Annotated in this window: 6 protein-coding genes and 4 pseudogenes; all 10 read left to right on the top strand. The window is 55.3% G+C overall.

The window, feature by feature from the left end:
- Window positions 1-2518 (top strand): annotated as a pseudogene (locus tag I8U18_RS15680) (beta-ketoacyl synthase N-terminal-like domain-containing protein); the annotation flags it as partial.
- A gap of 435 nt (window positions 2519-2953) precedes the next feature.
- Window positions 2954-3583 (top strand): annotated as a pseudogene (locus I8U18_RS18450) (acyl carrier protein); the annotation flags it as partial.
- Window positions 3580-4806: a beta-ketoacyl synthase N-terminal-like domain-containing protein gene (locus tag I8U18_RS15685; RefSeq protein ID WP_198056185.1), complete on the top strand. Its 1227-nt coding sequence runs from the start codon at window positions 3580-3582 to the stop codon at window positions 4804-4806. The pseudogene I8U18_RS18450 and the gene I8U18_RS15685, both read left to right, overlap by 4 nt.
- A gap of 21 nt (window positions 4807-4827) precedes the next feature.
- Window positions 4828-6087 (top strand): hydroxymethylglutaryl-CoA synthase family protein, encoded by a 1260-nt coding sequence (locus I8U18_RS15690; protein WP_198056184.1) that lies wholly within the window; start codon window positions 4828-4830, stop codon window positions 6085-6087.
- Complete coding sequence (locus I8U18_RS15695; RefSeq protein ID WP_198065029.1) at window positions 6087-6851, top strand: enoyl-CoA hydratase/isomerase; 765 nt, start codon at window positions 6087-6089, stop codon at window positions 6849-6851. Before I8U18_RS15690 ends, I8U18_RS15695 begins: the two co-directional genes overlap by 1 nt.
- 33 nt (window positions 6852-6884) lie before the next feature.
- Entirely contained in the window at window positions 6885-7631 is a 747-nt protein-coding gene (locus I8U18_RS15700) for a polyketide synthase (RefSeq protein ID WP_198056183.1), read from the top strand.
- A 183-nt stretch (window positions 7632-7814) separates the two neighbouring features.
- Window positions 7815-8540: pseudogene (locus I8U18_RS18315) on the top strand (polyketide synthase); the annotation flags it as partial.
- Between the two features lie 87 nt (window positions 8541-8627).
- A pseudogene (locus tag I8U18_RS18320) lies at window positions 8628-9494 on the top strand (thioesterase domain-containing protein); the annotation flags it as partial.
- Between the two features lie 23 nt (window positions 9495-9517).
- The gene (locus I8U18_RS15710; RefSeq protein WP_198065022.1) at window positions 9518-10366 is read left to right on the top strand and encodes a sugar phosphate isomerase/epimerase family protein; all 849 of its coding nucleotides are present in this window, start codon (window positions 9518-9520) and stop codon (window positions 10364-10366) included.
- A 53-nt stretch (window positions 10367-10419) separates the two neighbouring features.
- Window positions 10420-11625: a macrolide family glycosyltransferase gene (locus tag I8U18_RS15715; protein ID WP_198065023.1), complete on the top strand. Its 1206-nt coding sequence runs from the start codon at window positions 10420-10422 to the stop codon at window positions 11623-11625.
- Window positions 11626-12048 lie beyond the last annotated feature (423 nt).

The raw sequence follows: 12048 nt of genomic DNA on the forward strand, positions 1-12048 counted from the left end.
GGCCCCGAAAGTGAAGGGGACCCAAGTGCTGGATGAGGTGCTGTCCGGGGAACCGCTCGACTTTCTTCTCTGTTTTTCCTCCGCCGCGGCGATTCTCGGCGACATGGGCGCCGGGGACTACGCCGTCGCCAACCGCTTCCTGACGGCTTATGCCCGGGAGCGCAACCGGCAGCAAAGGCAGGGTTTGCGCAGCGGCAAAACGCTGGTGGTTCACTGGCCGCTGTGGAAGGAAGGCGGCATGGGCTTGGGAGATGATGAGCAGACCCGCCTCTACCTGAAATCGAGCGGCCAGCGCGCGCTGGAAACGGAAGAGGGCCTGGACTTGCTTGAGCGCGTGCTGGGGCAGGAACAGACACAATTGTTGGTTCTGGCCGGCCAGCCTGACCGGGTGCATCGTTTCCTGGGGCTGTACAGGGGGCCGGAGCCGCAGCAGCCGGAACCGGCAGCCGGGCTGCCGGCCGGCAAAGGGCGCAGGCCGGAGATGAAGGGGCTCAGCGTGCGGCAATGCCTGGAATGGGATTTGCAGGAGCTCTCCGGCCAGCTGCTGAAAATCCCCCGCGAGAAACTGGATCTCACCAGCAACCTGGCCGATTTCGGTTTTGATTCGATCACACTGGCGGCGTTTGCCGAACAGTTGACCCGGCATTACGGCATTGAGCTGACCCCGGCGGTCTTCTTCGGCTATCCCACCCTGGGCAAATTGGCCGATTATTACCTGTCCGAACACAAGGAAGCGCTGGAGGCGTTTTACCGGGAAGCGCCGCCTGCCCCGGAAAGGAAGCCGGCGGTGGACATGCCCGTCCGGCCGGCGGCCGAACCGGAGCCATCGCGAAGGAAGCAGCCGGTGCAGGAGAAAGCGCGGCCTTCCGCAGTTCCCGAACCGATCGCCGTGATCGGGATGAGCGGTCGGTTCCCGGGAGCGCGCAATATTGAAGAAATGTGGCAGCATCTGCTGAACGGAGAGGATCAGGTGCGCGCCGCCGGGGCGGAACGCTGGCCGGGGAGCGGGGCGGAACGATGGAAATTCGGGGCCATTCCCGGTGTCGATGAATTCGATCCCCTGTTCTTTGAAATTTCGCCGCGCGAAGCCCGGAGCATGGACCCGCGTCAGCGGCTGTTGCTTCAGGAAGCGTGGAACGCATTGGAAGATGCCGGCTATGGGCCGGTGCAGATCAAGAACCGGAAGATCGGCATGTTTGTCGGGGTGGAAAACGGCGATTACAAGTATCTGACCGGTTTTGATGCCCCGATCACGTCCAACCATGACGCGATTCTCGCGGCCCGGCTCTCTTATGTACTCAATCTGAACGGCCCCAACCTGGCCGTCAATACCGCCTGTTCCTCCGGACTGGTGGCTGTCCATCTCGCCTGCCAGAGCCTGCGCAGCGGCGACTGCGATACAGCCATTGCCGCCGGAGTCAACCTGATCCTCGTCCCGCAGACGCTCGAAGCGATCGGGCAGGCGGGAATGCTCTCGCCGGATGGGCGGTGTTATGCCTTTGACCAAAGAGCCAACGGCATGGTTCCCGGTGAAGCCGTGGCCGTGGTCGTGCTGAAGCCCCTTTCCCGGGCGATCGCGGACAAGGACCCGATCCATGCGGTGATCCGGGGCAGCGGCATCAACTATGACGGCAAGACCAACGGCATTACCGCGCCCAGCGGGGTGGCGCAGACACAACTGTACAAAGAGGTGTATGACCAGTACGGGATTAACCCGGAAGATCTGGAGTATATCGTGGCCCACGGAACGGGAACGCGCCTGGGTGACCCGGTGGAGGTCAACGCGCTTCGCGATGCTTTTCAAAGCTATACCGACAAGGAAAACTTCTGCGCCCTGACCTCGACCAAAACCCATTTCGGCCACACCTTTGCCGCCTCCGGTCTGGTCAGTCTGATCAGCCTGGTGCAGGCGATGCGCCATGAGACCATCCCGGGCAGCCTCCATTGTGAGCAGGAAAATGAATACATTCGCTGGAAGGGCAGCCCGTTTTATGTAAATAAAACGAACCGGCCGTGGAAGGACAAGGAAGGGAAGCGGAGACTGGGGGCCGTGAGCGCCTTCGGGATGAGCGGAACCAATGTCCATCTGGTGCTGGAGAGCTATCCGGAAGAAAGGAGTGCGGCCCGGCACCGTCTTCCTTATTACTTGCTCGCTCTGTCCGCCAAGACCCGGGAGGCGCTGGAAGCGAAGATCAGCGACATGATCGCTTTTCTGGAGAAGGAAGAGTGGAGGGAAGAAGATTTATTGCCTCTCAGTTACACTCTTTTGAACGGACGCCAGCATTTCCGCCATCGCTGTGCCGTGGTCGTACAGGGCAGAGAGGATGCCATTTATGCATTGAAACAAGCGGCCGGTCAAGAGAAAATGCCGCATATCGTTCACGGTCAGGTACCGAACCGGTTTACCGGCCAAAAAGCGATTCAAACGTATGTGCGTGATCTGCTCAAACAAAGCGTCGGTTTGCGTGAAGATCCTGTGCAGTACCAGGAAACCCTTTTGGCCTTGGCCGAGTTTTACTGTCAGGGCTATGAGCCGGAATGGGAGCTGTTGTTTGCCGGAACAGATCCGCACCGCCTGCATCTGCCGACTTACCCTTTTGCCAGAAACACTTACTGGGTACCCGGAAAAGAGCATGGGACGAGCAGCACCGAGCAGGGGACACCGCCGGTTTTGACTCCGATGGTTTTGCGCGATCCCGTTGTTCACCCGGAGGCGCCTCAACCACCAAAGGTTTCCGTTCCCGGGAAGCGCACGTTGCCGGACATGCCTGCCGTGATCGGAAACCATCAGCCCAAACCGAAACCGGGGCGGATTGTCCTGTCGCCTTTAACTGCAGAAAAAACAGATTCTTTGGCCGCAGGAGCGGAGGCAGCCGGAGAGAGCATTGAGGAAGAACTGGCAGCAATGCTGGCGGATGTCCTGGTCATGGACCGGGCCGAGCTGGATGCGGAAACGCCGTTTATTGAGCTGGGGATGGACTCGATTGTCGGAGTGGAATGGATTCAGTCCGTGAACAGACGGTATGGGGTGGAGCTTACTGCCAACATCATCTATGAATATCCTGATCTCCGCCGCTTTGCCGTCTTTTTGGCACAGGAGATGAACGGACAGGAGCCGGCCGGGCTTTCCGCAGCTTCCCTGGTTCCGCTTCCGCCCGAATTGCAGCCTGCCGCAAAAACGGAGGAAACCCATCCGGCTGTTTCCCTCTCATCTGTCTCCGGGGAAGACGTACTGGAATTTTTGGTCTCCAGTTTGGCGGAATCACTTTCCATGGACAGAGAAGAGGTGGATATAGATGCGGAGCTGATTGATCTGGGACTGGACTCCATCATTGGTGTGGAGTGGATCCAGGCGGTGAACAAGCGCTACGGGATCTCGCTTACCGCCAACAACATCTATGAATATTCGAACCTGCGCCGGTTTGCCGCATATCTGAAAGAGAAACTGTCTGATGCGGGAAAAGAAGCGAAGCAGGAGCCGGCCGGGTTAAACCTGGAGGAATTCATACGCCGGGTTCAGGCAGGCGATATCGACATTGAGGAGGCCGAGCAACTATTGCACCGGGGAGGCATCACAAAATGAGCTACAGCCCGTCTGATTTGCAAATCACTGGGGCAGGCATCACTTCCGCCATCGGTCAGGGTAAAGCCGCCTTTACATCTGCCCTGATGCGGGGGGAGCATGCCTTCGGAATCATGAAACGGCCGGGCCGGCAGAAGGGGACTTCCTTTATCGGCGCGGAGATCGCGGAACTTTCCTATCCGGATCGCCTTTCCAAAAAACTGCTGCGAACGGCATCCTATTCCGCCCATGTGGCCTTGATCACCCTTGAGGAAGCATGGCGGGAGGCGAAGTTGGATGAGGCCGATTCCGCCCGGATCGGACTGATTGCGGGCGGGTCCAACTTTCAGCAGCGGGAATTGCTTCAAACCTTTGAAGCTTACCGTGACAAGCCGCATTTTATCTCTCCGGCTTACGCGCTTTCCTTTATGGACAGCGATATTTGTGCGCTTTGCACGGAACAGTTTGGCATCCGGGGATTCGCTTGTACCGTCGGCGGTGCATCGGCGAGCGGGCAATTGGCGGTAATCCAGGCCTGCCAGGCGGTACTCTCGGGTCAGGTCGATATTTGCATCGCCCTCGGGGTCTTGACCGATCTTTCCCATATGGAGTGTCAGGCCTTTCGCTCTTTGGGGGCGATGGGTTCTGACCGCTATGCGAACCGGCCTGATTTGGCCTGCCGCCCTTTTGACAAGAACCGGGACGGCTTTATTTACGGGGAAAACTGCGGAGCCGTGGTGATCGAACGGGCGGAAACGGCTCGAAGACGTGGAGTCAAACCGTATGCCCGCATTTCGGGATGGGCGTGGGGGATGGATGGAAATCGCAATCCCAATCCTTCCTTTGAAGGCGAGGTCCGCGTCATTCGCAAAGCATTGGGGCAGGCCGGACTCGCTCCGGAAGAGATCGATTACATCAATCCGCATGGAACCGGTTCACGCATCGGGGATGAGACGGAGCTACGGGCATTGGCTGAATGCGGTCTTGCGCATGCCCGCATCAATGCGACCAAATCGGTCACCGGCCACGGCCTCAGCGCAGCGGGGATCGTGGAAATCATCGCCACCCTCTTGCAGATGAAGGAATCACGGCTTCATCCCACCCGCAATCTGCAAGAACCGATTGACGAATCATTCCCCTGGGTGCGGGGCGAGGCGCTTCCGGCCGATATCACCCATGCCTTGAGTTTGAGCATCGGCTTCGGTGGCATCAATACCGCGATTTGTTTGAAAAAAGAAATGTAATCTTCGGGAGGGGATCAGCACATGGTTGCTGTCGGAATTGAGGCAATGAATGTTTTTGGCGGAACCGCTTACCTGGACGTCATGGAACTGGCTCAGCATCGGGCATTGGATGAAACCCGCTTTGAAAATTTATTGATGAAAGAAAAAGCCGTAGCACTTCCCTTTGAAGACCCGGTGACCTGTGGAGTAAATGCGGCCAAGCCGATTGTCGACGCTTTATCCGAAGAGGAAAAAGAGCGGATCGAACTTCTGATCACCTGCTCCGAGTCGGGGATCGACTTTGGCAAATCGATCAGTACTTACATTCACCACTATTTGGGGCTGAGCCGAAACTGCCGCCTGTTTGAATTGAAACAAGCCTGTTACTCCGGGACTGCCGGTTTGCAAATGGCCGTCAATTTCATCTTGTCCCAAACCTCTCCCGGTGCTAAAGCGCTGGTAATCGCCAGTGACATCTCGCGTTTTTTGGTTGCGGAAGGGGGCGAGGCGCTGACCCAGGACTGGTCTTATGCGGAGCCCAGCGGCGGAGCGGGAGCAGTTGCCCTGTTGATTAGCGAAACCCCTTACCTGTTTCAGGTGGATGTCGGGGCGAACGGCTATTACGGCTATGAGGTGATGGATACCTGCCGACCGATCCCGGACAGTGAAGCCGGAAATGCCGACCTGTCTTTGCTGTCTTACCTCGATTGCTGCGAACAAACCTTTTTGGAATACCAAAAACGCGTCGCCGATGTCGACTACCGGCAAACGTTCCAATATCTCTGCTTTCACACGCCGTTCGGCGGGATGGTCAAAGGAGCGCACCGCACCATGATGCGGAAACTGGTGAAGGCCAAGCCGCAGGAGATTGAGGCTGATTTTGAGCGGAGGGTGTTGCCGGGGCTGAGGTACTGCCAGCGCGTCGGGAATATCATGGGGGGCAGCGTTCTTTTATCTTTGCTGAGCACGATCGACCAAGGGAACTTTGATACGCCGAAACGCATCGGCTGTTTCTCCTACGGCTCGGGCTGCTGCTCGGAATTTTACAGCGGGGTCGTGACACCTCAGGGGCAGGAAAGGCTGCGCCGCTTTCAAGTGGAAGAGCAGCTGAATAATCGCTACCGTTTGTCGATGGAGGAATATGAACAATTATTGCTCGGCAGCCATGCAGTGAAATTCGGAACGCGCAACGTGAAGCTCGATCTTGACTTCATCCCGGGGGCATTGGACGCGACCCGTGGAAAAAACCGTTTGGTTTTGGAGGAGATTCGTGAATTTCATCGGGAGTATCGGTGGTTATGATGGAGTATCAAACGGTGAAGGTGAGGGAGCAGCAGCAGATTTGTTTTTTGCAGTTTTATCGTCCGGAGGCGAACAACACGATCAATGACCGCATGGTGGAGGAATGCCATCACGTGCTTGACCGGTATGAGGAATCAGCCAAAATCCTGGTCATGGAAGGGCTGCCGGACGTTTTTTGTTTTGGGGCCGACTTTCAGGAGATGCATGACCAGATGGCAAACGGCAGACAGAGTGAACGCAATCCCGGGCGCTTATATGATCTGTGGATGCGCCTGGCAACCGGCCCTCTCCTGACCATTTCACACGTGAGGGGAAAAGTGAATGCGGGAGGGATCGGATTTGTCGCCGCCAGCGATATTGTCCTGGCTGAACGGACGGCGCAATTCAGCCTGTCGGAGCTGTTGTTCGGCGTGTTTCCCGCGGCGGTGCTTCCGTTTCTCATTCGCCGCACCGGCACGGCCAAAGCCAATTACATGACGGTCATGACCAAGGCGATCTCGGCCGAACAAGCCGCATCCTGGGGACTGGTCGACGCTTGTGACGATGACAGCCGCTCTTTGCTCCGCAAGCATTTGCTGCGGCTGAAACCTTTATCAAAAAGTGCGGTAGTGAAGTACAAGCGCTACATGCAGAGGATTAGCGAGCCCCTGGCGCAGGCAAAGCCGATCGCCGTCAAGGCCAATTTGGAAATGTTCTCAGACCCGCAAAATCTGACCGGAATCTATCGGTACATCGAAACGGGAAAGTTTCCCTGGGAGGAATGAACCCATTTTGCTAAAGAAAGGAGCGAGCGGGCGATGGCATCGGTTGTTCACTTTCAGGAAATCGAGCCGGAGATCGTGCTTTTGACCATGGAGGACCGGGTTCATAAAAATACGTTCTCAAAGGAGTTAATTGACGGTTTGCTTGAAGCCTTCGCCGTCATTGAGGCGAGCAATGTCTACAAAGTTGTGGTTTTAACCGGATATGACAGTTACTTCGCTTCGGGCGGAACCCGGGAGGGGCTGCTGGCGATCCATGAAGGCAGGGAGAAATTTACCGACAAGAATGTTTACAGCCTGGCGCTGGACTGCAAAATCCCTGTCATTGCAGCGATGCAAGGGCACGGCATCGGCGGTGGCTTTATCATGGGCTTGTTTGCCGACTTTGTGATTTTGAGCAGGGAAAGCGTCTATACGACCAATTTTATGAAATACGGGTTTACCCCCGGGATGGGCGCAACTTGCATTTTGCCGAGGAAACTGGGAATCAGCCTGACTGAAGAGCTGTTGATCAACTCCGGAACGTACCGGGGGGCGGAATTGGAAAAACGGGGGATTCCTTTCCCCGTTCTGCCCAGAGCGGAGGTTCTTGGCCATGCCCTGGAATTGGCGCGTCAGATTGCCGAAAAGCCGAGGTATTCCCTCATCCTGCTCAAAGACCATCTGGTTGCCCCGATTCGCGAAGAACTGCCGTCGATTGTGGAGCGGGAAGTGATGATGCATGAAAAGACGTTTCACCAGCCAGAGGTGAGAGAGCGAATCAATGCGCTGTTCGGGAAATGACGGGGGTGAATGGCCGGTATGAATACAAAGGAACTGTTTCGCGCGCTGCAAGCCGGTGAAATCAGCCCGGAAACCGCCTATGTCAAACTGGCGGAATTTTTGGATAAAAGGCAGCGGAGCAGAGAGGATTCCGCTGCGGAAAGTGATGGTCCTGGCGGCAAGGGAAATGAGCTGCAAACCCGGCTGCCGGCAGTGGACTGGGGTGAGATTGCACCGGGGATTGTGCAAGTGACGATGCAGGACCGAATCCATAAAAATACCTTTTCCACGGAGTTGATCACGGGGCTGATGGAAGCCTTTGCCGCGATTCGCTCCCGGCCCGACTTCAAGGTGGTCATCCTGACCGGCTATGACCGCTATTTTGCCTGCGGGGGCAGCCGGGAAGGCCTGTTGGCTCTGTATGAGGGAAAGGCCAAAATGACCGATCTCCATCTTTACAGCCTGGCTCTGGAGTGTGAAATCCCTGTCATCGCGGCGATGCAGGGACACGGGCTTGGCGGGGGATGGTGTCTGGGGCTGTTTTGCGACTTTGTCATCATGAGCCGGGAAAGCACATATGCCTGCAATCACATGAAGTACGGATTTACCCCCGGGGACGGGGCGACTTTGATCTTGCCTGAAAAATTGGGAAACCCGTTGGCGCAGGAGATTTTGTTTACCGGCAAAAACTTCAGGGGGTCGGAATTGGCGGCGAGAGGAGTGGGCATTCCGATTTTGCCGCAGCGAGAGGTTCTCCCTTATGCCTTGGAGCTGGCCAGGGAGTTGGCGGAGAAACCGAGGGAAGCCCTGATCCTGTTGAAAAAACATATGGCTGCTCCGCTGAAAGCGCGTTTGTCCGAGGTGGTGGAAAGGGAGTGGGAGCTTCAGGAGAAAACCCTGGTTGGGAAACCGGAGGTTTTGGAAAAAATGTTGCCGGCTTTTGAGCCTCTCTCCGGCCCGCCTTCCTTTCCGGAAATCAGGCATCTGAATGCGCGTTTTTCCGGGCGCCCCGTTTTTTGGCTGCACGGAGAGGGGGGAGGCCTGGAGGGGTATCAGACGATTGCGCAGAAGAGCGGGCGGCCCTTTTACGGGATTCAGGCGCGTGGGCATATGACGGAGGATGCGCCGATCAGAGGAATTGAGGCGATGGCTTCCTACTACCTTTCCATCATTCGCTCCCGGCAGCCCGAAGGTCCCTATGATTTGGGCGGCTATTCGCTGGGGGGCGTGCTCGCCTATGAAGTGGCGCGTCAACTGCAGGAAGCCGGGCAGGAGGTTCACAGCATTGTCATGCTGGATACCCTGGACCGTTCCGCTTGGGAAAAAGTCCGTTTAAGCAACCGGACGAGAGCGTTGCAGGCAGTCAATATGACTCTGCTCAACCGGACGCGCCGGGATTGGCCATCCGTCAGGGAAAAGCTCATTCATCAGGAAGAAGCCGGATTTCCAGGAGACGAAGAGGAATTTTTGCGGCAACTGATCCGGTTGGGAAGAGAGCGCGGATTGTCTCTGGCCAAGACAGAAGAGGAATTGTTGAGGTTGTTTCAGCAGAATCTCCGCGTACAGGAGGCGTTTCAGCTGGATCAATACCCGCTGTTGCCCCTGCCGGACCCTTCCGGGGTGAGCTGCTACTATTTTCGCAATCAGAGCGGCCTGTTTTTCGGTGAACTCCAGCCCTATCTGACAACCGCCTCTGATCAAATTGCCATCGACCATGAATGTTACTGGAGCGGTTGGGAGCAGCTGTTTCCCCGGTTCAAGCTGTTGGACGCCTCTTCCTCCAGCCATATGACCATGCTGTTTGAACCCGCGGCCCAGGCGGATATCGGCAAAGTTTGCGAAGCGTTGTATGCGGGGACGGACGCTGTTCGGACAGACCGCTAAAAGCGATGAAAGGATGGAAGAAGATGAAATTCAGCCTGATGACCTATTCGCTGGTGCCCCTCATGAGAACAGGGGAAATGAAGCTGGAGGATGTGGTCAGGTTTGCCGCCGATGAGGGGTTTGAGGCGATTGAGTTGCTGATGTTTGATTTCAGCCGGCCGGCGGGGGAGATTACCGGTCTGCTGGACAAATACGGGATGAAAATTTCCTGTATCGATGCCTTCGTTGATCTGGCTGCCGGCAAAGAGGATGTCTATGCGGAAAACATCGCATTGGGCAAGCGGATTGTCGATCAGGCGGAGGAGCTCTCCGCACCCATGGTCATGCTCGTTCCCGCGTTTGCCGATCAGATTCAAAGTGAGGCGGAAAAGCTGAGCGTGCTCCCGAAAATAATCCAGGCGTTGCAGGAGATTACCGCTTATGCCCAATCGAAGCAAATCACCGTCACCATCGAGAACTACCCCGACCTCAGAGTGCCTTTTTGCAGTCTGGCTGAGATCGAAACGATTCTCCGGCAAGTGCCCGGACTCAAACTGACACTGGACTGTGGAAACATGCTGGTGGCCGGGGATGACCCGCTTAAAGCCTGTGAGAGGTTGGGAAAAGTGATGGTCAATGCTCATCTCAAGGACTGGCAGGTTACTGCGGACGAAAGCGGGACCCTGTGTGCGGACGGCCGATATTTGAAGCCGGCCGTACATGGCCAGGGGATCATCGATTACCGGTCGCTGTTTCGGAAAATGCTGGAGCAAGGCTATGACGGCTATCTGGCTTTTGAATATGAAGGGGAACACAACTGCAAAGAGGCGGCCAGACAGGGGATCCGGTATCTTCGGACGGAATTGAACCGGCTGCTCAATTCCCGGGGATAAAGAGATTGCCCGTTCAAGCCGGACAGAATTGGGAAAGAGAGGGAGAAGAAACCATGTCAACCGTTCTTTTTTTAAACGGCCCTTCACATGGCCATGTCAATCCGACATTGGGCCTGGTCGCGGAGTTAAGCAACCGTGGAGAAAAGGTGATTTACTTTTGCACCGATGATTTTCGGGAAAAAATCGCCAGGACCGGCGCGATATTCAAAAGCTTGGGGGATGGGGCCAAACTTCCGAAAGGCAATCCCCGGATCGACAAGAACAAACAGTTGTTTGACATCGCTCTGCGCATGTTATTATCCACGGAAAAAGTGGTTCAGCATATTCTGGAGGAAATCAAAGAGGAAACCATCGATTACATGATCTACGATTCGATGTATCCGGTCGGCAATATCATTTCACAAATTTTGAAGGTACCGGTGATCTGCTCCCATGCCGTTTTTGCCAGACCGGAGGAATTGGCTCCGCAAAACGAAAACACGGTCGGCATGGAAGTGATGCAGGATCACCCGGCTCTCGGCGAGTACAGGAAAATGGTCGACCGGCTGAAAGAAAACTATGGAGTGGAGATGCCGCAGCTGACCGGGATGATCACCCATTATGGCGATCTGAACATTGCTTATACGGCGAAAGAATTTGTGACAAGGCATGAGGATTATGATCCAAGTTTTCGTTTTATCGGCGGACCCGAAAGTGTTTTGGAGGAAAAGATCGATTTTCCTTTTGACAGACTTGAGGGCAAAAAGGTGGTATTCATTTCGTTGGGAACGGCTTTTAACAATGCAAATCCGAATCTTTACGATGTATTTTTCAACGCTTTCAAGGAAGACTTGGAAACGGTGGTCGTGATTGCAGCCTACAATACCGATGTTTCCCGGTTCGCGATCCCGGACAACTTCATTGTAAGACACTATGTGCCGCAACGGGAAATTCTGAAATATACGGATGTGGCTGTCACGCACGGGGGATTGAACACAACGAGCGATCTGGTCTATCAGCAAATCCCCTTTGTCGTGATCCCGATCGGCGGCGACCAGCCGTATATGGCTGGCAGATTTGCCAGTCTGGGAGCTTCAATCACTCTGGACAAGGATACGCTGACGCCGGAAATCCTCCGTCAGGCGCTGGATCTGGTGTCAACCGCGCCGGAGTATCGGGTGAATCTCGGGAAAATCAAGCGTTGGTTTGAGGAAGCGGGGGGCTGCAAGAAAGCGGTCGAGGAGATAATGGCCTTTAAAAAAGAGCGAAACATAGGCTGACGGAGATCGGCTTTTCCATACGAAACCCCTGACAACCGGTCTGGCGCCAAGGATGTCAGGGGACGGGCAAAACAAAAATATATGTTGAAATAATCAGATAATTGAACGACCGAAAAACATTTGACATGAAAGAGGGGAATAAGGTAAAATGGGATATCAAAATAAATAATAAATTATCCCAACCCTAATATAACATAAACAAAAAGAAAAGTCAACCGTTTTTGTGAAATTGTGCTGAGGGTTGGGCCGCGGTGTCCCCCCTTGATTCCCGGGGTTTCGAATGGTCGGTCAGCAGTTTCCGTTTCCCTCCCGATTTTGCCTGAGTTTGATCCCGGGTTGTATCTGCAAGACATGATGCTTTTTGAGCAAATTTGTTTCCGATGAAAGGGGGCAAAAGGCGGGAAGTCGTGCTTTCAGAGAGGA

The sequence above is a fragment of the Thermoactinomyces sp. CICC 10522 genome, from assembly GCF_016055075.1.
GTDB classification, from domain to species: domain Bacteria; phylum Bacillota; class Bacilli; order Thermoactinomycetales; family Thermoactinomycetaceae; genus Thermoactinomyces_A; species Thermoactinomyces_A daqus.